General features: G+C 45.1%; 17 protein-coding genes, 3 pseudogenes and 1 other annotated feature. Of the genes and pseudogenes, 9 read left to right on the top strand and 11 right to left on the bottom strand.

What is annotated here, in order from left to right; genetic code table 11:
• Positions 1 to 4: 4 nt before the first annotated feature.
• From HGD77_RS06670 to HGD77_RS06630, 9 genes and pseudogenes are all read left to right on the top strand, one after another.
• Positions 5 to 811 (top strand): annotated as a pseudogene (locus tag HGD77_RS06670) (RNA methyltransferase); the annotation flags it as partial.
• A gap of 40 nt (positions 812 to 851) precedes the next feature.
• Positions 852 to 1,661: a serine O-acetyltransferase gene (cysE, locus tag HGD77_RS06665; RefSeq protein WP_004279928.1), complete on the top strand. Its 810-nt coding sequence runs from the start codon at positions 852 to 854 to the stop codon at positions 1,659 to 1,661.
• Positions 1,662 to 1,778: 117 nt separating this feature from the next.
• Entirely contained in the window at positions 1,779 to 2,729 is a 951-nt protein-coding gene (locus tag HGD77_RS06660; RefSeq protein WP_005263089.1) for an ABUW_2363 family tetratricopeptide repeat lipoprotein, read from the top strand.
• 120 nt (positions 2,730 to 2,849) lie between these two features.
• Positions 2,850 to 4,856 (top strand): esterase/lipase family protein, encoded by a 2,007-nt coding sequence (locus tag HGD77_RS06655; RefSeq protein WP_034436086.1) that lies wholly within the window; start codon positions 2,850 to 2,852, stop codon positions 4,854 to 4,856.
• Positions 4,857 to 5,191: 335 nt separating this feature from the next.
• Positions 5,192 to 7,813, top strand: a pseudogene (gene mutS, locus HGD77_RS06650) (DNA mismatch repair protein MutS); the annotation flags it as partial.
• A gap of 55 nt (positions 7,814 to 7,868) precedes the next feature.
• Positions 7,869 to 9,088 (top strand): IS3 family transposase gene (locus HGD77_RS06645; RefSeq protein WP_121980446.1). Its coding sequence is split into 2 segments (ribosomal slippage): positions 7,869 to 8,145 and positions 8,145 to 9,088, totalling 1,221 coding nucleotides; the frame shifts between segments, so codons are not numbered across the junction.
• Positions 8,144 to 8,260 (top strand) — a sequence feature (AL1L pseudoknot). It overlaps the preceding gene by 117 nt.
• Positions 9,089 to 9,341: 253 nt before the next feature.
• Entirely contained in the window at positions 9,342 to 9,665 is a 324-nt protein-coding gene (gene fdxA / locus HGD77_RS06640) for a ferredoxin FdxA (protein WP_004279936.1), read from the top strand.
• Between the two features lie 137 nt (positions 9,666 to 9,802).
• Positions 9,803 to 10,522 (top strand): D-Ala-D-Ala carboxypeptidase family metallohydrolase, encoded by a 720-nt coding sequence (locus HGD77_RS06635; RefSeq protein ID WP_004279938.1) that lies wholly within the window; start codon positions 9,803 to 9,805, stop codon positions 10,520 to 10,522.
• 132 nt (positions 10,523 to 10,654) lie between these two features.
• Complete coding sequence (locus HGD77_RS06630) at positions 10,655 to 11,320, top strand: O-methyltransferase (protein WP_004729865.1); 666 nt, start codon at positions 10,655 to 10,657, stop codon at positions 11,318 to 11,320.
• A gap of 168 nt (positions 11,321 to 11,488) precedes the next feature.
• Here the strand turns inward: HGD77_RS06630 and HGD77_RS06625 are convergent, their stop codons facing one another.
• From HGD77_RS06625 to HGD77_RS06575, 11 genes and pseudogenes are all read right to left on the bottom strand, one after another.
• Positions 11,489 to 12,331: a universal stress protein gene (locus tag HGD77_RS06625; RefSeq protein WP_004279943.1), complete on the bottom strand. Its 843-nt coding sequence runs from the start codon at positions 12,329 to 12,331 to the stop codon at positions 11,489 to 11,491.
• Positions 12,332 to 12,524: 193 nt separating this feature from the next.
• Complete coding sequence (locus tag HGD77_RS06620; RefSeq protein ID WP_005263090.1) at positions 12,525 to 13,142, bottom strand: acyltransferase; 618 nt, start codon at positions 13,140 to 13,142, stop codon at positions 12,525 to 12,527.
• On the bottom strand, positions 13,135 to 13,734 hold the full coding sequence (locus tag HGD77_RS06615; protein WP_005263092.1) for an IMPACT family protein: 600 nt from the start codon (positions 13,732 to 13,734) through the stop codon (positions 13,135 to 13,137). The genes HGD77_RS06620 and HGD77_RS06615 overlap by 8 nt, the downstream gene beginning before the upstream one ends.
• A 119-nt stretch (positions 13,735 to 13,853) precedes the next feature.
• Positions 13,854 to 15,041 carry an HlyD family efflux transporter periplasmic adaptor subunit gene (locus tag HGD77_RS06610; RefSeq protein ID WP_168730759.1) on the bottom strand — a complete coding sequence of 396 codons (1,188 nt, stop codon included), beginning with the start codon at positions 15,039 to 15,041 and terminating at the stop codon, positions 13,854 to 13,856.
• Positions 15,038 to 17,161 carry a type I secretion system permease/ATPase gene (locus HGD77_RS06605; protein WP_168730758.1) on the bottom strand — a complete coding sequence of 708 codons (2,124 nt, stop codon included), beginning with the start codon at positions 17,159 to 17,161 and terminating at the stop codon, positions 15,038 to 15,040. The genes HGD77_RS06610 and HGD77_RS06605 overlap by 4 nt, the downstream gene beginning before the upstream one ends.
• Positions 17,158 to 18,624: pseudogene (locus HGD77_RS06600) on the bottom strand (TolC family outer membrane protein). Before HGD77_RS06600 ends, HGD77_RS06605 begins: the two are co-directional and overlap by 4 nt.
• A 220-nt stretch (positions 18,625 to 18,844) precedes the next feature.
• Complete coding sequence (gene lptB / locus HGD77_RS06595) at positions 18,845 to 19,588, bottom strand: LPS export ABC transporter ATP-binding protein (protein WP_005104345.1); 744 nt, start codon at positions 19,586 to 19,588, stop codon at positions 18,845 to 18,847.
• Complete coding sequence (gene lptA, locus HGD77_RS06590; RefSeq protein WP_004646679.1) at positions 19,588 to 20,154, bottom strand: lipopolysaccharide transport periplasmic protein LptA; 567 nt, start codon at positions 20,152 to 20,154, stop codon at positions 19,588 to 19,590. The genes lptB and lptA overlap by 1 nt, the downstream gene beginning before the upstream one ends.
• Complete coding sequence (gene lptC, locus HGD77_RS06585; RefSeq protein ID WP_004729873.1) at positions 20,138 to 20,686, bottom strand: LPS export ABC transporter periplasmic protein LptC; 549 nt, start codon at positions 20,684 to 20,686, stop codon at positions 20,138 to 20,140. Before lptC ends, lptA begins: the two co-directional genes overlap by 17 nt.
• A 33-nt stretch (positions 20,687 to 20,719) precedes the next feature.
• Positions 20,720 to 21,259, bottom strand: a complete 540-nt coding sequence (locus HGD77_RS06580; protein WP_004279958.1) for a KdsC family phosphatase — start codon at positions 21,257 to 21,259, stop codon at positions 20,720 to 20,722.
• Positions 21,260 to 21,262: 3 nt separating this feature from the next.
• Positions 21,263 to 22,306: a KpsF/GutQ family sugar-phosphate isomerase gene (locus HGD77_RS06575; RefSeq protein ID WP_004279959.1), complete on the bottom strand. Its 1,044-nt coding sequence runs from the start codon at positions 22,304 to 22,306 to the stop codon at positions 21,263 to 21,265.
• Positions 22,307 to 22,619 lie beyond the last annotated feature (313 nt).

The following is a 22,619-nucleotide window of genomic DNA, read 5'->3' as shown; positions in this document are numbered from 1 at the left end:
CCTCATGAGTCAAATTGACAATGCTGCTGTTTCAGCACATCTCTCCCATGTGCGTATTGTCATGGTCAATACCACTTTACCTGCCAATATCGGCAGTGCCTTACGTGCCATGAAAACCATGGGCCTGTCCAAACTGGTTCTGGTGGCACCGAAAACCTATCCGCATCCGGATATTGATGCGCTGGCTGCGGGTGCAACTGACCTGATCGAGCAGATCGAGATTGTAGAAAGCCTGGAAGATGCCATTAAAGACTGTCAGATTGTATTCGGTACCAGCGCACGCAGCCGTACCATTCCCTGGCCGCTGTTAGATGTGCGTCCTGCCGCAGAAAAAGCCATGACCGCTGTTGTTCAAGAGCAGCAGGAAGTTGCGATTTTATTTGGCCGTGAAGACCGTGGTCTGACCAATGAAGAACTGGCGATGGCCAACTATCACCTGACTATTCCTGTGAATACTGATTATGGCGTACTGAATGTAGCTCAGGCGATTCAGGTGATCTGCTATGAGATGCGCATGGCGACGATGAGTCAAATTGAACAGCCACGTGATGCTAAAGCGACCATGCAAGTCATTGATGGCATTGAAATGGAATGGGATGAACCCTTGGTCAACCATGCCCAGATGGAACAATTCTATCCGCATTTGGAAAAAATGCTGGCAGAAATTGAATTTATGGATCCAAAAAATCCAAGATTATTGCCTTTACGCTTGCGTCGCCTCTTTGGACGTATACAATTAGATCGTATGGAATATCACTTACTTCGTGGTATTTTCAGCCGTGTTCAGGCATTGAACAACGGTACCTGGAAAAATCTTCACACACATCATCACAGGACGAGGATCAAATCTAATGCTAAAACAGCTCAAAGAAGATATACAAGCTGTCTTTGCGCGCGATCCTGCAGCACGCAATACCTTAGAAGTCTTAACCACTTACCCTGGCATTCATGCGCTGATCATGCATCGCATGGCACATGAGCTATGGAATAAAGACTGTAAAGGAACTGCGCGTGCGTTGTCTTCGTTTAGCCGCTTTGCCACCGGCATTGAAATTCATCCCGGCGCAAAAATTGGCCGCCGTTTCTTTATCGATCACGGTATGGGTGTGGTCATTGGCGAAACTGCTGAAATTGGCGATGACGTGACGCTTTATCACGGCGTGACTTTGGGCGGAACGACCTGGAATAAGGGTAAACGTCATCCGACCCTAGAAGATGGCGTGGTGGTCGGTGCTGGTGCCAAGATTCTAGGGCCATTTACCGTGGGTAAAAATGCCAAAGTCGGTTCTAATGCGGTCGTCACCAAAGCGGTTCCTGAGAACGCCACAGCGGTGGGCAACCCGGCACGTTTTATCACTAAAGACAAACCCAAAGATGATGCTGAAGCCCGTCGTCGTGACTATGCCGAAAGTATCGGTTTCCAGCCCTATGCCGCGACTGAAGACCAGTCTGATCCGATTTTAGAAGGTATGCGGATTCTGCTGGATCGCATTCAGCAAAATGAAAAACGCATGAACAACTTGTGCAATCGTCTTTCTTTGTTAGATCCGACCTTTAACAAGCAGCAACAGGATGGCCAGCCTTTGAGCAAAAAAGAGTTGGAGATTCTGGAAGAAGCGCGCCGTGAATGTGAAGCGCAAACCAGCCAATCCAAAGCCTGAATATCACACTTCACTCTGTAACACGGGTTTACTTGCATGATCGTTATACTTTTCATAGACTGACGATCATGCAATTTTTGAATAGATGTTTTAAAAATAACAGAATGGATGACTATTATGACCTTTAAGCCCTTGGCACTTGCTTGCTTAGCATTCACAATTACTGCGTGTTCCACCACTCCTCAGAAATCTGCTGAGAAACCTGTGGACCAAGTGGTTTTTGTAGAGCCTGAACTGAGCCCACCATTTTATGCTTTAAATCCATTCAATTATAATGAACCGCCTGAATTTGAAGTGCATTTGAAAAAAGCTGCAGCGCAGCCTGTAACCAAGATGGTGGTGACGGATCCTAATGATCCATCCAAGCAACTGACCCTGGATGTGAATAAACTGATTATTCCAGTGGTAGATAGCAATACACGTGCAATGCGTTATGCAGCACTTGCCAATTCAAATGAAATCGATATCACCGAAATTGACGATTTCCTGCAAATGGTCGAAGGTAAGGCACGTCATTATCCACCACGTTTCAGCGATCGTCAGGAACGCCGTGGTTTTGAAGCCAAATTGCGTGAAGTCACCCGACAACTGGATACTTTAGCGGCCCGTCCAAATGCCTCTTTTGATGTGTTGATGCGTGCTTTTAAAGCCAGCGTGATGGCACGTAACCTGGATCTGGGTTCAGTTTATACCACCAATTCCCTGACCTATGCCCAGCGTATTCTCAAAATTAATCCAGAAGATCCTGAGGTCAACTTCTGGTTTGGTTTTGGTCTGTCTGAAGGCGGTGGTCAACGTGAAGCCATCGCTTATCTGGACAAAGCCATGAAAGCTGGCGTTCAGGAGGCTTATCTTTCTGCAGCCAATAACTATATTGCATTGGAACAGAAGAAAAATGCCACTCAAACCTTGGCGAACTATAAGGTGAAATATCCGCAAGAAGCTGAAGTGGCTGACCGCCTGATTCAGGAAATTGAGAAAAATGGCCGCTGGAATGTTTGGCAAATTCTGCAAAGCTCAACACCTGCTCCGGCTACAGACCCAGCAACAGCACCGGTGACCCCATAATCAAGATTCGCTTCAATTTGATTACAAATAGACTGCTACGGCGGTCTATTTTTATGGGAAAAAATTAGTAAAATACAAAACATTATCCCGCTTTATAACTTGAATTCAGTGAAAAGTTTTATGCACGAAAAAATAAATAAAAGATTAATGCTGTGCACTTTACTCATCACCAGCATACTCAGCGGCTGTCAGGTGGTCAGTGTTAAGGAACAGGCGATTAATGTCACGCTGAACAATGAGCGTGACAGTATCTTGACCCGCGACAAGCTTAGCGAAGCCAGTCTGAATGTGTTGTCCATGACAGGTCTTGAAGCTCAGATCTGTATTGATCAGCCCGAAGAATGTGTGGAAGATCTGAAAAGTATTCCCCAGATTTTAGATGAACAATTGCTTTCTACAGCAAGTGAATTATATCTAGCCAACTCCTTACAAAATGCCAAGTCTGCTGAATGTAACACCGGAATTTTAAACAAAACCCGATCACCGGAAAAACAGCAACAACACAAGCAGAACATCCAGAAATGTCTGGATCAGCAGCTCACTATGCTGGATAAAAGCATTCGTTATAGCTATGCCTATCTATTTAAAACCGAGCGTGCGCCGCAAGAGCGTATTTTTGATAACCGCCAGGTCCAGATTCGTGACTTTTATAACCTGGCAATTGCTCATCTGATTCAACGCTATGCTGAACGTTATGAAGCCAAACAGTCCGGCCAGCGCATTCAGGTCGGTGACAGTGTATACACCATTGATCTGGAAAATTTTCCGCAGCTGAAAAACCAGACCATTGAACAGCTGATGTCTACCTATAACATGAACTTTTCCGGCCTACGTTCCATCACCCGCCGTGATGGTTTTGGTTCAGAATTTTTAGTGGTTTTACCTGAAGCACAGCAAACCGAGCAGGATAAAAAATATATTGTCGATCCGCTCAAGCACAACTATCCAAATGGTAAAAATCCTAACATTCATTCAGCACGCTATCTGGCGACCACCATTACTGCTGTACCAAAATCCGCGAATTCGACTGAACAGATTTTATCTACTTCGGAGTTTCACCTGAAACTGTATGACCCTTATAAACATGAAAAGATCAAAGTAGCTTCGAAAGAATATGCGCTAGCCGCCAACTTTTCCGCACCTTACGGTTTATGGCTGGCCGAGAACAATCTGGGGCGTTTAGCCTATCTGACGCTGATTAATCGCGAAGACAGTCTGAGCATGCCGCACCTGTACATGCTGGAACCTTATAATCCGGACAAGAAAGTGCTGGTATTGATTCATGGCCTGGCCAGTAGTCCTGAAGCCTGGATTCGTCTGACCAACGACATTATGGGTGATCCGGTATTAAGAGAAAATTTCCAGGTCTGGCAGGTATTTTATTCTACTAATATGCCGATTCTGGAAAGCCGTTTTCAAATTAATGCACTGGTTCAGCAAGGCTTTGCCCAGGTCGCGAACAATGCACCAGCCAAAAAAGATGCGGTACTGGTCGGACATAGCATGGGAGGTGTGATTGCCCGTTTAATGGTCAGTCAGGCCGATATTACCCAAGATGCATTCAAGCTGGTACAAAATACCCGCATTGCACAATTTAAGGATAACCCGCTCTTTAAAGCACGCCTGCAAATGCGGCCTATTCCAAATTTCACTCGGGCCATTTTCTTAGCGACACCACATCGTGGGACAGAATATGCCGACCGCTGGCATACCAAACTGGCCCGTAAAATTATCCGTATACCGGGTGCATTTTTGGGTGCCTTTGCCGATACCCTGCAAGGCCAGATCGGGTTAAACGAGTTTGTCAAAGAACTGGGGCATGACCTGATTCAAAATGGCCCAAGCGATCTGAGTGAAAATTCAAAATTCACGGCGTTGACCCAGGATATTCAGCCTTCTAAAGATATCAAATTTCACTCGATTATCGGCAATACCGTAGATACGCAAGACACCAAGCTCATGAGCGATGATATCGTTTCATATGAGAGTGCTTACCTAAATGGTGCTGTATCTAGCAAAGTCATTAAGGGTGGCCACTCGATTCAGGAAACGCCTGAAGCCGTACTGGAATTACGCCGGATTCTCAGATTACATCTGACCGATCTTGGTCTTTATGATCCGGAATAAACTATCGTCTTGATTGAGACTTGCCACCGCATGTTCGCATCCGGTGGTTTATTTTTTAAAATTGCAAATAATGCTGAATAAGAAGCCATAGCGACAGATCTGAGCGCTGACTTAAAGATTCATCTGGAATTTCATTTCTTTCTAAAAATTAAATTTGATAGACTTGCTGCAATACAGCTTTAAAGCTGAATTGAATCAGCAGATTCATTTCACATTTTCGATCTCCTGTGCTCAACCATGTTGGATTGGCCTGATTGAAAATGTGCTTTAAATTTTCCTGCATAGCCTATTGAGCAGTATTTGCATTTATCTCTTGTTGAAAGGATTTATTTTTAATGACCAGTTCAGAAATTATGGCTGATCTTTCTACCTTAACGCCCATGATGCAGCAATACATGTCGGTGAAAATGCAGCATCCGCATTCTTTGATGTTTTATCGTATGGGTGATTTTTATGAACTGTTCTTTGAAGATGCACACAAGGCAGCCAAGATTTTAGGCATTACCCTGACCCATCGTGGTAAAGCCAATGGTCAGCCAATTCCTATGGCGGGCGTGCCTTATCATGCAGCCGAGGGCTATCTGGCACGTCTGGTCAAAAAAGGCGAAACCGTGGTGATCTGCGAGCAGATCGGCGAGGTTACTGGCAAAGGACCGGTTGAGCGTGGTGTAGTTCGAATTATTACGCCGGGCACACTGACCGATGATGCCATGCTCGGTGCACATCAGAGCTCGAATCTGGTGGCTTTATGTATTCAGCAGAATCAGATCGGCATTGCACTTCTTGATCTCAGCGCCGGCCTATTTAAAGTCCAGCAGCAGGATTATGATCTTAACCAGCTCATGATTGAACTGGCGCGTTTGATGCCAAGCGAAATTCTGCTGGATGAAAGTATCACTGATCCGACATTGACCGAACAACTCAAACAGCAACTGGATATCTCGGTCACCAAACGTCCCGATGTCGACTTCAACCTGAACAATGCGCAAAAAACCTTATGCGACCAGTTTGCTGTCAGCACGCTTTCAGGTTTCGGCATTGATCATTTACCTTTGGCTAAAGCAGCGGCTGCGGCACTGATTCACTATGCAAAAGAAACCCAGAAAACTGCGTTACCGCATATCCGCACGATTCAGCTAGAACAAAGTTCAGATTTTATTGCTTTGGATCCGGTGACACGCCGTAATCTTGAACTGATTGAGCCTTTATTTGAACATGGGACATCCTTATTTCAACTGATCAATGACTGTCAGACTGCTATGGGTGGACGCTTGCTCAGTCGCACCCTGATGCAACCTTTACGCGATACCGCGCTGCTGGATGAGCGCCTGGATGCCATTCAAGCCTTGCTGCAAGGTTTCCACGAAGCACCTGTACGTCTGGTGCTTAAAGAGATTAGCGATATTGAACGCGTGCTGAGCCGTATTGCGCTTGGCAGTGCCCGCCCACGTGATCTGGTACAACTGCGTCAGGCCTGTGCGCAAATTCCATTTTTACGTCATGCCCTGCAACCGATTGTGAGTCAGCAACAGTCCACGCTCTTGGTGCAGCTCAATGAAGAACTCGGCGACTTCCATGGTTTGCATCAACGCCTGATGTCAGCCATTGTAGAAAATCCACCCGTCCTGCTGCGTGATGGTAATGTCATTGCAGAAGGTTTTGACAGTGAACTGGATGAACTGCGTCAGATTCGTGATCATGCCAGCCAGTTCCTGATTGATCTGGAAATCAAAGAGCGTGAACAAAGCGGCATTCCGGGACTGAAAATCGGCTATAACCGTGTTAGTGGCTATTATATTGAGTTAACCCGAGCACAAGCCGAACAGGCACCCGAGCATTATATCCGCAGGCAAACCCTGAAAAATGCCGAACGCTACATCACGCCTGAACTGAAAGCATTTGAAGACAAAGTCTTATCTAGCGAATCGCGTGCCTTGGCCCGTGAAAAAATGCTGTTTGAAATGCTGCTGGATGAACTGCGTCAGGATATCGGCAGTTTACAGATGATGAGCAGCGCCATTGCCCAGATTGATCTGATTGCTAATTTTGCCCATCAGGCGCGTTTACGCAACTGGTCGCGTCCAAAATTTAGCCCTGAAATCGGTGTAAGTATCACTGCTGGACGACATCCAGTGGTAGAAGCCCTCAGTAAATCGGCCTTTACTCCGAACGATACGCGACTGGATTTTTCCCATCGCATGGCCATCATTACCGGCCCCAACATGGGTGGTAAATCCACCTTTATGCGCCAGACTGCATTGATCGTGTTGCTGGCTTATTGTGGTGCCTATGTTCCAGCGCAAGCTGCAACTTTAGGTCCGGTTGACCGTGTCTTTACCCGTATTGGTTCTGCCGATGATTTATCGACCGGCAAATCAACCTTTATGGTGGAAATGACCGAAACCTCGCAAATCCTGCATCATGCCACCAGCCAGTCTTTGGTACTCATGGATGAAGTTGGCCGTGGAACCAGTACCTATGATGGCTTGTCTTTGGCTTGGGCCTGTGTGCTGGATCTGACCAAACGCATTCAATGTTTATGTCTATTTGCTACCCATTATTTCGAACTGACTGAACTGGATAAGGAAAGTGGCATTAATAACTACCATGTCACGGCCAAAGAGCTGAATGGTAATCTGATTTTATTGCATAAGGTGCAACATGGCCCGGCCAGTCAAAGTCATGGCTTGCAAGTCGCGAAATTGGCAGGCATTCCGGCTGCGGTGATTAAAGAAGCGCAAAACCGCTTAAAGATTCTGGAAAAACAGCATCAGGCCAAGCCACTGAGCCCGCAGCATGATCTGTTTGCAATGCCTGAAGTTATGGAGCCTATAGAACGTATCATCGAAATTGAAAAAGAATCGCCTGCACTGGACTTACTCGAAGATATTGATGTAGATAGTTTAACTCCGCGTGAAGCCTTGCAGCAGTTATATGCGCTCAAAGACCTGATCAAACAGCCTGAACCGTACCGGGTTTGTCGGAGAGTCAATATTCTGAGAGACTACCCCGATGACAAAATTAAAATATACCCCTGAAATCAGAGAAAGAGCGGTTCAATTATTGATTGAATCTGAAAAAGATTATCCTTCTACTTGGGCTGCAATCACAGCAATTGCGCCTAAGATTGGTTGTACTCCTGAAACACTTCGTGCCTGGCATCAAAAGCATTTAGATCAGCAAAATCCTATTAAAGTACAACAGATATCTGATCAAGAAAAAATGAAGCAAATGGAACGTGAAATTAAAGAATTAAAGCGTGCCAATGAAATTCTACGTAAAGCAGCCGCTTTTTTCGCCCAGGCGGAGCTCGACCGCCCACACAAATAATGGTGGATTTCATCCATAACAATAAAGACTTATATGGTGTTGATGCGATTTGTAGGATTTTACCGATCGCAGCTTCAACCTATTACCGGACTCTAGATCTCTGCGAAAATCCAGAACATCGAGCAAAGCGAGATTTACATGATGAGCATCATGCTGAACAAATTAAACGAATTTGGAAGGAAAGTTCAGGTCGATATGGTGTACGTAAAGTCTGGCAAAAACTGAAACGTGAAGGCTATATTATTGCACGCTGTACTGTTGCTCGATTAATGAAAAAGCTAGGTATACAAGGTGTTTGGCGAGGTAAGAACAAACAAACCACCCGTAGCCGAGATGACCAAAAACGAGCAGATGATTTAGTGAAACGTAATTTTAGTGCTGATCGACCTGACCAATTATGGGTCAGTGACTTTACGTATATTCAAACTCATTCAGGCTGGGTCTATACCGCCTTTATTATTGATGTGTTCTCACGAGCAATTGTTGGATGGAAAGTATCGACACGGATGAATACAGATATGGTGCTCGATGCATTAGAGCAAGCCTTGCACGATCGAGGCATGCCAAAGAATGTGATTCATCATTCCGATAGAGGTGTGCAATATCTTTCTATTCGCTATACCAATCGTTTAGAAGCAGCAAATTTACGAGCATCAGTCGGTACAACTGGTGATTCATACGATAATGCTCTGGCTGAAACGGTGAATGGCTTATACAAAACAGAGGTGATTGAATATTTAAAAGCAGATTGGCAAGGTTTAGCAGATGTACAACTTGCGACACTAAACTGGGTAGATTGGTTCAATAAAAAGCGTGTACACAGTGCACTGGGTTATGTATCGCCTTTTGAGTTTGAAGCAATGTACTATGATAAGATTAACCCGTTAGGTCAGGTGGCCTAACTTAAATAAAAAAGTCTCCGACAAACCCGGTACGGTTCAGCCAAGTTAATTCTCGGTCCTAGACCTCATCTGGCATAGGGTCGATGTCCTGAACATACCGATGAATGCTGTAATTCATCGGTATGCGACCTTTTTTCAAATTTAACAGCCCTATATATAACAAATATCAATAAAAGGAATTGTTAGTTCCCCCTGTTTTTGCCTAAAATACAGCATTCGTAATTAGAACCATATTTTTTAGGTAGCTGTCGCCATGACCTTCGTTGTCACTGAAAATTGTATTAAATGTAAATATCAAGACTGTGTTGAAGTTTGCCCTGTAGACTGTTTCTATGAAGGTCCTAACTTCCTTGTGATTAACCCGGACGAATGTATCGACTGTGCGTTATGCGAACCTGAATGCCCGGCAAATGCAATTTTCTCTGAAGACGAATTACCAGAAGGTCAGGAAGTCTTTATTGAACTGAATGCTGACCTGTCACAAAAATGGCCAAATATCACACAAATTGGTGACCAGCCAGCAGACCGTGAAGAATGGAATGGCAAAGCAGACAAATTACAATACCTTGAAAAGTAATTAGTTTAAACTTTAAAAGATCAGCAAATGCTGATCTTTTTTATACTCAACGCACACATTTCATTGCAATATTCTCCAAATTTCTCCCTATATTTAGTCTAAAATAGCGCTATTTTGTAAATATCTGATTTCTATAAATGAAGAACTTGTTAAAGGGATTATTGAGTCTTTGTATAATTCCTCTTGTTTTTGTGGGCTGTACCACGACCACAAAACAACCTGGACAGGCCACCACACCTGCTGGAAAACGGATTTACATTCCACAAGAACGTGTTCAATACGATCGTAAAGCCCACCCAAAAACTGTGCCTTATGTGTATACCCACTGGGTATCGGCACTGGATAATTTGTCACGCGTGCGTGAATATGAGGTTTTTCTGGAACGTCATGGGGTTGGCAATATCATTCCGAGTTTCGAATTGATGCGTACTGCACGTGATTGGGCCAAGTGTGGCCGTTCCCAATACATGATTCCAAGCCGTGAATTATGGGCCAATCAGATCCCAACTTTAAAAGTCTTTAAATATCTGGTTGCAGCCAATGTACTGACTGATTTTGAAGTCACATCAGTCTATCGTGACCTGCCTTTGAACCAGTGTGCCGGTGGTGCCAATTCTTCACGCCATCTTTACAACTCTGCGATCGATTTCCGGATTGGGCCTGAATATCCTCAGGCACAAGATTATAGCTATATTGAAAATACCAAGTTCAAATTGTGTCAGTTCTGGGTCCAGCATGGTCAAAGCCTAAATATGGGACTCGGCATGTATGCTTCTGGCCAAATCCACATCGATACCCAAGGTTATCGTACTTGGGGACCGAGTTTAGGCCGTAATTCTTCGATGTGTAATTACTAAGTCATGACAACCGCTCTACAAAGTTCATCCAGGACTTTTTAGAGCCTAAAAAATCAGCACCTATAGAACAATAAATTGCGCTCTGCCGCGAAAAGTTTAAAATGCACGCATCGCAATCGAGGTGCTAAGACTATGCAACAAATGTGGACAGACATTGATCACTACATTGATTCACATTTAATTCCTGAAGACCCCATTCTGAATCAAACTCTTGAGAATACCGCAGCGCACGGTTTTCCTGATCATCTGGCTGTAGCACCAAATCAAGGCATGTTGTTGCAGATGCTAATCCAGATGAACCAGTGTAAACGTGTACTGGAACTCGGCACATTTGCAGCATATAGCACCATGTGGCTGGCACGTGCCTTGCCTGATGATGGCTATATCCTGACGATTGAAGGACGTGATACCCATGCGGCAATGGGTCAGGAAAATATTGATCGCGCGCAGCTTAAACAGACCGTCGAACTGAAATGCGGCCGTGCAGCAGATGTGCTTAAAGCCCTGCCTGAAGATACGGAAGCTTTCGATTTCATCTTTATTGATGCAGACAAACAGAGTTATCCGGAATATCTGGAACTCAGTTTAAACCTGTCGCACTCAGGTACACTTATTTTTCTGGACAATGTGATTCGTGCTGGCGAAATCATTAACCCGGACAATAATAAACCAAGTATTGAAGGCATTCGTGACATGTTTAAAGCGCTTCAAAATCATCCACGTATCTTGTCATGCACTGCTTTACAAACGGTTGGCAGCAAAGGACATGATGGTTTTGCACTCGCGATTGTGAAATAAAACAAGAAGAACAAAAATCACCCAATGACATATTTACCATAAATAACATTAACTTATAAATATTAACCACAGAGTTATCCACAATATATGAGGATAACTCTGGTCATTTTTAAATCAAGCTGTAACAATTTACGATTAGACTTCGCGCTTGGCTATTATATGCAATTCTCACTTCGCAACCAGTAAAGGCACTTTTGAATTCCGGAAAATCGTGGTCGCAATACTGCCCAAAAAGAACTGGTGAATTTTACTGTGACTAAATGCACCCAACACGATCAGCTGAATTCCGAGTTCCTGCTGATAGGTCAAAATATTTTCTGCGACATCGCCATAGCGGTATTGTGGCACCACATCTAAACCAGCCTGATTTAAATATTGCAAAGGCTCATTCAGAATCTCAGCATGATCACCGATATATAACAAATGGCATTGCAATAAGCGCAGCAGATCACTTTCCGCAATCCGTTTCATCATCTTGATACAGGTCGGTGAATATTCATAGGCGAAAATAAATCGTGTCGGCGGCTTAAACTGTTCTCCGACCGTCATCACGGTACAATTGGCCCCACGAATAAAATTTTCCACATTGGTACCGATCGGTTTGTTTTTTTCAGCCGAGCGTTCACCAAGCAATCCAATCACCGCGATATCATCAGGCTGCAGGATCTGGAAGCTTTGCTCCAGAAAATCACCCTTTTCCTGAATATGTGTGGTTTGAATACCGTGTTCTGCCAGAATCCGCTCGGAAATGTGTTGCAGCAGGTTATTGCTATAATCCAGCGCAATTTCACTTTGTTTTTGTTCAAGCTCAGCCAGTTCTTTCAGTAACATGGCATTACTTTCAAAGCCAATCACTCCGCTGATTTCCCCCAGATGATAACTGGCCGGGTAATAATCCAAAACCTGTAACAGGACCAGTTCACGGCCAGTCTGTTTGGCAATCCATGCCGCCGCGTCAGCCAGCGCGTTTATACATGGTGATGAGTCGATGCAGGCGATGACACGTTTCATGTTTAGCCTCTCTTCTATTTATGATAAAAATTTCTTAGTTATTTTTAACTTAGCATAAGCATTCAAAAATGTGCAGCGAAATCTGTAAGGCTTGACTTGAAATATGTTAACTTTTATGTGAACAAATATAGATCAATATATCGAACCATCTGCTGAGTCAGGCTGTTGCATCAAGCACTTGACTTCCAAAAGCTTATTCACGATAGCGAATGAATTGGGCCGGATTACCGGCGACAATCGCACGCTTCTCGACATCCTTGGTCACCATACTGTTCATTCCCACCACGGCCTGATCTGCGATTTTAATTCCGTCCTTGATACCGACATGCGCACCGAGCCACACATCCCGACCAATCTCGATGCCTTGCGAACGTACTGGCTGCTGATAAATCGGCTGCTCCAAATCCATGCCATGATCAAAGGCATAAAGATGACAATAAGCGGCGATACGCACCTGATCATGCAGTTTAATCCCCACCCGACCGCCATCCAGAATACAGTGATGATTAATCGCCACTTCATTACCAATGTCCAGAGGGCCATGCAAGGTGCAATCTGCGGCAATAAAGGTATTATCACCAATAATGATTTTGCGTCCCGGCTCCGCGAAAATATGTGCAAGAGGTGAAATAAAACAGTTTTCACCAATCTCGACGGTTTCCATCTCCATCAGATAAGCCTGATAGTCCTTTTGCCACGCTTCTGCCCAACCGCGATTTTTAGGCTTTAAGGACCAGTACAGCCAAGGCATATAATTCAGGCGATGTTTATGCTGCTCACGATATTTCAGTAATGGATCTACGTCAGTCATCTGTCGCTTCTTCTATGATTTTGAGCTGTTCCCGGCCACGGGTCACATCTTGAATTTTTAGGGCAAAAGGTTGAATTTGATGTAACTGAAATAAGGCTCTGACCTGTACTCCTTCAGCTGTATATTCTTCCTGATAGTCAATCTGTTGCTGGTTCAACTCATATTGAAAGATGGCCCACTCATTGAATTGACAGGAAAATTGCACCTTTTTCTTTTCAATCAGTTCAATTTTTTCTGCTAACAACAAACATTGTCCAGCACAGCCGCCATAGGCACGTACCAAGCCCCCTGTTCCCAGCTTGATCCCGCCATACCAGCGATTGACCAGCACCAGCACATTGGTCAGCTCATTGCCTTCAATGGTTGCCAGAATCGGGCGTCCTGCAGTACCTGAAGGTTCACCATCATCATTAAAGCGTACCTGATGGCCAATTTTCCAGGCCCAGCATTGATGGGTGGTACTTGGATCGCGATAAGCCTCCAGAAAATCTTTGACGTCCTGCTCATTTTCAACAGGTGTGGCAAAGGCCTGAAAGCGGCTTTTTTTGATGTCTTCCTCAAAACTGACCAGGCTGGCAATGGTAAATGGCATAACTTCAGGCTTTAAACTCTCACTGCTGCAGTATACCCGCTTTGCACAGACAAATAAAAAGCCTCTCCACGGAGAGGCCTGATTTTGATCGATTGTTTTACTCAATTGCTTGGCAAATATTACCGTTCACGCAAGGCTTCTTTGGCTTTATTAAATGGCTTGATCAGATAATCCATCACGGTTTTTGAACCAGTACGAATATCCACGGTGGCCACCATCCCTGGAGTAATATTGAACTCCTGCCCGGCATTATTGCTGAGCTTGTCGCTATCGGTACGGATATACACCCAATAATAAAATTGATCCTGCTTGACTTCATCACGCAAGGTATCCGGTGAAATCATGGTTACTTTACCGCTTAGCCCGCCATAAATTGAATAATCATAGGCGCTAATTTTGACCAGCGCTTCCTGATCAGGGCGAATAAAGGCAATATCACGCGGCGAAATTCGAGCTTCAACCAGTAATTTTTCATCTAGTGGCACGATGGTCATTAACTTGCCATTTTGTGGAATCACGCCGCCCAGCGTCATCACATCAATCTCTTTGACCACACCGCGAACCGGTGATTTAAAAACAGTTCGGCTCAAAGTATCCGACTTGCCACGTACCACCTGTTGCTGAGTTTCCACATCGGTATTGGCTTTGGACAGCTCTTGCCGCGCATTTACATAATATTGATTACGGATATCATTCATCTGATTACGCAGGTCATTGGCTTCACGTTTTAGACGCAACACTTCAACTTCACTGGCTGCCCCTTTGGCGACCAAGGGAGCGGTCATTTCCAGTTCTTGCTGCACCAGTAACAAAGCCTGTTCCAGGCCTGCAACAGATTCTTGCAAATTGGCTCGACGCGACTGATACAGGGCCGTTTCTTCTTTAACCAATTTGGGGTATTTCAACACTTCTTCAGGAAAGACCAACGGTGCGCCGGTGACTTCCGCACGTAAACGGGCTGAAGTGGCACGTGATGACACCAGCAAGGATTCTGATTCACCGACGTTGGATTCAAAGCGGGTCGGATCAAGCTGGGCCAATACTTGCCCACGCTCGACAATCTCACCTTCTTTGACATTAAGTTTAGTCAAAATACCGCCATCCAGAGACTGAATCACCTGCTCTTTGGATGATGGAATTATTTTTCCAGTACCGGTAGATACTTCTTCCAATTTGAATAACCAGGCCCAGCTCAGCAATACCAATAGGCCAATGCCGATAATCCAGATGATGATACTTGATTTCGGTAAGGGCGGCTCCTGAAAGCTGACCTTGCTGGAACGTTTTAGTTGTTGTAGTTCACTCATGCACTTGCTCCCACAACCCGCTTATTACCACCTTGCGACTGATTCAGGATCTGATCCCTTGGTCCATCCATCACAATCCTGCCATCATTGACCACAATAATACGATCCACCAGTTCCAATACCGCACGGCGATGGGTCGCAACGATCATCGTACGATGGGTTAAATAACCTTTAAGATGATCAATCAACTGTTTTTCTGACACATCATCAATGGCAGCGGTCGGTTCATCCAGTAGCAAATTTTTTGGTTGACGGATCAATAACCGTGCCAATAACAAGGCTTGACGCTGCCCACCAGAAAAGCCGACACCACCCTCTAAAAGGATATGATCCAGTCCTTCTTTTTTCTCCTGTACAAATCCCAGTGCACCGGTAATTTGTAAGGCTTCCAGAATTTGCTGATCGGTGGCCAAAGGTGCACCCAAAGTCAGGTTTTCACGAATTGAACCATAAAATAACTGCGAGTTCTGATTTAGCAAACTCATATCACGCCGCACATCTGACGGATCAATCAGGGTCAGATCAATACCATCCAGCTTGACCTTGCCCTGTAACGGTGTCTGCATCCCAGACAAAAGCTGTAACAAGGTCGATTTTCCTGCACCATTACGGCCCAGAATCGCGATTTTCTCCCCCGGCTTGATTTCCAGCTTGGGAATCATCAAACTCGGTTTCGGATCATCATCGCCATATTTAAACACCACCCCGTTGAGCTCATAATGCCCATCCAGTGCCGGACGATGAATCAGGTGCGAATAATCCGGCTGATCCACTGGTTTTTTCATGAGTTCATCCAGACCAGCCTTGGCGACTTTAGCCTGTTGCAAGCGACCCAGTACACCCGTAATTTGTGAAATTGGTGCCAGCATGCGTGAAGATAGAATCGAACAGGCCACCAGTGCGCCTGTGGTCATGTCACCCTCCATCACCGCAAAGGCCCCGACTAAAACCACAATCGCAAAGGTCAGCCCCTGAATTTTTTGAGTCCAGGCGGTCATCAAGCCGACAATTTTACGTTGCTGTATGCTGACATCGGCTGATACTTCATTCATATGATTCCACTGATTCTGGAAACGCGTTTCAGCTCTTAACAGCTTGATGTCTTCAATTCCTTCTACAGCTTCTACCAGCAAGGCATTGCGGATGGCAGATTCGCGCATCCCCAACTGGGCCAGCTGTGCCAGTTTTTTCTGCGCCAGAATCCCTGGAAGAATCATTAAGGGCACAACGAGTAACATGACCCAGAACAGATTGCCACCGATCACCCAGAAGATGCCCAAGAACAGGAAGAAAAATGGCAGATCGGCAATGGCCGTAACTGTGGTTGAAGTCACCAGCTCGCGAATTTGTGAAATGAAGGTTCCTGTTGATTTGGAACGTTCATTGTTTTTAATCCGTAATGAATGACCAAACACCCGGTCAGAAATTTTTAAATCCGCACGTTTACCAATAATGTCTGACAGATAGATCCGCGAGACACGTAAAACAAACTCAAAAATCGCGGCGATCAGCACACCACCGGCCAACACCCATAACGTCGGAATGGACTGTGATGGAATGACACGGTCATAGACATTCATCGAGAAGACTATCGTGGCCAATGCTAGAATATTGGCAATTAAAGACGCAAACATCACATCGATATAACGCTTCCAGTCATTCAGGACAATTGACCAGAACCAGTTTTTCTCAAAGGGTTTGATATATTCATCCACCCGCGCATCTGGCACTGAAGATTCAGGACGCAGCACATAAAGATGCTTTATGCCAGTCTCTAAGTGTTCAACTGTAAAGCTTTGAGATAAACCTTCATCACCACTGAGCTGGATGCTGACATTGCCCTGTGTGTCGATGCGTTCGATCACGCCCACATCACCACTATCGAATTCAACCAGTAAAGGTAAACGCCATGAATTCAGCAGGCTGCGCTCAAATTTATTTTTACGGAGATTTAAACCCATCTGACGACTGACAATCTTGAGCATGTCATCGATGTCATGATGCTGATTCCAGTCCAGTTGCAGACGAATTCGCTCCTCAGAAGGCTCAATACGGTAATGCCGGGCAATATTTAAAACTGCCTGAAGCCAAGGTTGATAATTTATTATTGTAGTACTCATGGCTGAACTTCAAACCCCTGAATAGAAATGCTGTTAAGCGCGTAAATATCCCGTGTACGGCCCGTGACCTGAATGTACTGTACGATCGCCGAATAAATGTCATAGCGCGCCGCTTCAATTTCCTGCGCTGCACTATGAATGGCTTGCTCTGCATTCAGCAAATCCACTACGGTTCGGGTACCCAATTTATATTGTTCTTGATACAGCTCTTTGGTGCGTACCGTGGTTGCTCGGCGTTGGGATAAAACCCCCATTTGCTTTTGTTTATTTTCAATTTGCTCACGGATCAAGCGCACCTGATCCAGTACATCCAGATAGACCGTATTGACCTGTGCGCGTGCAGCTTCTTCGGCATAGCTTGCGGCACGAGTCTGTGAACGTGTTGCACCACCCTGATACAAATTACTGCTGGCTTCAATCATGACTGAATTATAGAAGCCATCATCTTCATTATTATTCGGATTCCGTCCATTCATCGCCTGACTTAGACTGCCTTTAACACTAATAGTCGGATAAGGACTTAATCGCGCCTGATCTTTTTGCAAACGGGCAATATTAACCCCGGCGTGTGCCAGAATCATGTTCGGAATCTGGGTAAATTCCGGATCTTGATAAAGATCGGCCTGTGCCACAATGCGCTCAGGAATATCCCATTCAATAGCTGATACATCAAATCCTAGCAAGGTACGCAAGCGTTGTTGATATTGTCTGAGTTGGGTCTGCTGTACAATCAGATTTTATTGCGCTGCTTCCAGATTGGACTGCGCCTGAATCGGGTCGGCCTGACTGCTGATTCCGGCGCGGGCACGCAAATTGGCAATTTCTGCAATCCGTGCAATGCCCTGAATCTGCTGCTGGGCAATCTTGGTAATCTCCTGATAGCGCTTAATATTCACTATTGCATCAGCCACTTCAAATGCGACCTGGTCCAGACTGACCAGCACCCTGGCCTGTTGTTCTGCCAAGCGGGCTTCTTCCACATTGACATTGGTTTTAATTTTGCCAAAGTCATACAGCATCTGGGTGGCATTCAAAGAAACCATTTGTCGTCCACGTTCACCGGAAGTGAGGTCACCTGTCCCGATACCCCCGGATAACTGCGGATAATAACCCGATCTCGCCACATCAATATTCGCGGCCTGCGCAGATAATGTCGAAATACTCTGGGTGATTTCAGGACGGCGCTGCACCGCCCGATGTACGGCTTCCATCAGATTCATTTTCTGTGGAATGCCAGCTGTGATCGTAGAACTTAAAGCTGGCTGTCCTGACTGTGGCCGGGTAATTTGCGGCAGCTCAGCTACTTTTGATGTATCTAATGAATAATGACCAAGCGAGGTAATATCAATGGTATGCGCTGACCGTGTTGGTTTGGGTGCAATCAACTGGCCCAAGCCATTCTTGAGATTGGCAAAATAATGGGGTGAGCTTTCTGCATGCCCCAAAGACACAGATAAAGGCAAAAGAAGAAATATCAATCCCCTTCTTTTTTGATCTGTTTTCCCCTGATTTTTTTTAAAGTGTTCTGCCCTAAATCGCATAATTATGTAATGTTTCTTGTTTTAGCCTAACAATATATCAAATCCCTTTAAAAGAAATCTTTTTCACTTTGATTTGATCAAAAAAAACCCTGCATTCGACAACTGGCGCCTGATGCAGGGTTTTTATAGAAAGCAGGATTATTTAAACAGTGAAATCATCACCCAGATAAACTTTTCTCACAGTCTCATTCGCCAGGATTTCTTCTGGTGTACCTTCAGCAAGCAATGCACCCTCACTGACAATATAAGCATGCTCACAAATCGCCAGCGTTTCACGCACATTATGATCGGTAATCAGCACCCCAATTCCGCGATCTTTCAAGGTCGTAATAATATCCTTAATATCTCCAACCGAAATCGGATCGACACCGGCAAAAGGCTCATCGAGTAACATAAATTTTGGGTCGGCCGCAAGTGCACGTGCAATCTCGGCACGACGTCGCTCACCTCCCGATACACTCATGCCCAAAGAATCTTTGATATGAGTGATTTTAAAGTCTGCCAGTAACTCCGCCAGACGTTGCTGACGTTGTGCCTTGGTCATATCTTTACGGGTTTCCAGAATTGCCATAATATTTTCTGAAATCGTCAGTTTTCGGAAAATTGAAGCTTCCTGCGGCAAATAACCAATCCCCTTACGTGCCCGTTCATGCATTGCGAGGTCGGAAAGATCCAGATCATCGAGATAGATTTCTCCCTTATCCATCCGCACCAGACCAACCACCATATAAAAACTGGTGGTTTTACCGGCACCATTTGGTCCCAGTAACCCGACAATCTGGCCACTTTCCATGCTGAACGATACATCTTTCACTACCCAGCGTTTATTATAGTTTTTCGCCAGATGTTTAATGGTGAGGGTTTGAACCTGCTGCGATTGCTCCATTAATCACGCGCTCCCGGGAAGGATGTTGAACTAGAGGGTGGAATCACGATTTGTACACGACCAGACGATGAACCGGTTTTGTTTGGTGTTCCGGTGGCTTCGATATCGCCTTTGTTCATGCTGTATTTTAAAGTCGCACCACGAATACTGGCACCGTCCTGTTGCAGGAAGGCATTGCCTGACAAGGTAATAATCCCGGTTTCAGCATTGTAGACAATTTTCTGCGCCTGACCTTTGGCAAGACCTTTGGCCGGATCCACTTTTTGCTGGAACTGTGCCGGGCTGCCAGTAGCCGTAATCAGGCTGATCTGACGCTTATTGTTCAGATTGGCCACAATCGAATTGGCTTGCAGCTTCATGGTGCCCTGTTCAATGATGACATTGCCCGAATACGTCGTCACACCCGTCCGCTCATTGAAAGTCGCCCGGTCAGCCAGCAAGGTGATTGGCTGGTTACGGTCAGATGGCAGTGCAAAAGCAGCGATTGAACCGAGTCCAACCACAGTCGCCAGCGTCATACGCTTCAGGAAAGTGTGCATCATTTTGGCTTTAGGAGTTTGGTTCATACTTTCCTCGAATATTAAAGAATTCGTATTGACCATCATTAAGATTGGCTTTAAGACCCTGGCTGACAAATTCAGCCTGTGGAGATTCCACAATCACTGTCTTGTCTGTTTCAATTTCACGTGTTTTCGGAAAAGCGGTCAGTTCTTCAGTACGAAACTGCATTTTCCCATTTTGCATGATTTTGGTGGCGAACACTTCTTGAGAGAGTACAACTTTTGTATTGTCATCATAACCATGCGCCATTTTGGCAAAGAAAGTTGCATCGACTTTGCCATTGTCATAAGTCGATGCTCGCAGATTTTCTAGCTTTGAAGTTTCTAGCTGCAGGTTCTGCTCAAGTCGGTCCACTTGGGCACGAACCGACACCTGGCCTGTTTCATCCGTCTGGGTTAAGTTAATATTTTGAGCGGAATAGGTCATGCTGCGCGCAGAATCTGCCTGCAGCTTGTTGCCCTTGCCGCTGTAATAGTAATAACCACCACTTATTGCGGCAATAATCACAGCCGTAATATATAAAACTTTAGTATCCATAAGCGGTGTACTTAATCCAAAAGATATGACTTATTAATAAGGCGCACGAGTATATTTTTCAAGTAACTCTTGGTACATGCCTTTGGACATTAACAGCATATCGCAGATTTCACGCACCGCACCACGTCCACCTTGGGCCTGAGTCACCAGATCGGCACGGCGGCGAACTTCAACATGACCATTAGGCACGGTCACTTTCATGCCGGCAATGGCAAAAGCAGACAGATCAGGCCAGTCATCGCCCATGTACAGGCAATCTTCAGGATCAATGTTGAGCTGTGCGCAGGCTTCACGAAGTGCTGTACCTTTGTCTTCACGGCCCTGATAGACCAGATCAACACCCAGATCCGACATACGCTTTTCTACGATATTGCTTTTACGTCCGGTGATAATAATCACCTTGATCCCTGCTTGCTGAACCAGTTTCATGCCCAGACCGTCACGAATATCAAAGGATTTGATCTCATCGCCAGTATTGGTCAGCGTTACAAAGCCATCACTTAAAATACCATCTACATCAAGCACCAGTGCTGCAATATGACGTGCCTGCTCTAATAATACATAAGATGCCATTTATTAATTTACCCCAGCCTGAATCAGGTCATGCATACTAATCACACCAATGACTTTATTGGCATCATCAACAACTACAAATTGATTAATTTTATGCTCATTCATACGTTCCAGTGCCACCACTGCACGTGCTTCCTGAGAAATGGTCAACGGATTTTTGGTCATCACGTCCTGAATAGCCAGATTGACATCAAAACCTTGCTGCTTATCAATCAAGCGACGCAAGTCACCATCGGTAAAAATCCCCAGCAACACATCATTTTCATCGACGACTGTGGTTAAGCCCAAGCGCTTGTTGGAAATTTCGTACAATACTTTATTCATGGCGGTATCTGGCGAGACTTTAGGTAAATCTGCGCCAGTACGCATCAGATGCTTCACATGCAATAACAGACGCTTACCCAGCGCACCTGCAGGATGTGAGCGTGCAAAATCATCCGAGGTAAAGCCGCGAGCATCCAATAAAGCTACCGCCAAAGCATCGCCCAAAGCCAATGTTGCCGTCGTTGACGATGTCGGCGCTAAACCCAGTGGACAAGCCTCCTGAATATTACCCAGCGTCAAAGCTACATCAGCATTTTGTGGCATTGGACCACGATCATCACCACTGATGGTAATCAGCGGAATTTCCAGATGCTTGATCAGCGGCATCAGCATCATGATTTCATCACTCTTGCCCGAGTTTGAAATTGCAATCAGCACATCACCAGCCACCAGCATACCCAAGTCGCCATGACCGGCTTCGCCCGGATGCATAAAGAACGAGGGTGTTCCGGTCGAAGCAAAGGTCGCCGCCATTTTACGGCCAATATGACCTGACTTGCCCATTCCGGTAATCACCAGACGGCCAGTACACTGTAGAATAATTTCACATGCCCGGCTAAAACGGTCATCAATCTGTGTTGCTAAAATCTGTAGTGCATTTTCTTCGATGCGAAGTGTTTCAAGTGCGACTTTCTGGAAATCTAGTTGATTCGCTGTTTTTTGTGGATTCAAAGCCTGTTTACCTACGCTAAGGACAGAGAAAAACTCTGGTTTGATGGGCATAATTTTCGCAATTTTAGCATAGCTATGCAATTGTAAGCTTTCTAAATGTAGAAGATTCGACGGATTTTTAATATATTCAGATTGTATTCAACTTGCGCAATCTGGTATCTCCACCTCTACATTCGCTCCATTTTTAAAACTATAGAATGTACTTATTTTTATTTTTTAGGGGAACACGCTTACGCTATCCAAAATAGGTTTGGTTCAAATCAGACCAGACTCATTCAAATATAATTCAATCATACTGGCAAACACTGCCTCTGAAAATGTAAGCTCAATATCGCCATTTCACTTCCTAAACCTCTTCTTCCTA

Source organism: Acinetobacter sp. NEB149, from assembly GCF_012516415.1.
Taxonomy (GTDB): Bacteria; Pseudomonadota; Gammaproteobacteria; order Pseudomonadales; family Moraxellaceae; genus Acinetobacter; species Acinetobacter lwoffii_V.
Note: the sequence above shows the minus strand (reverse complement) of the source record. Positions and strands in the feature narration are given on the sequence as shown.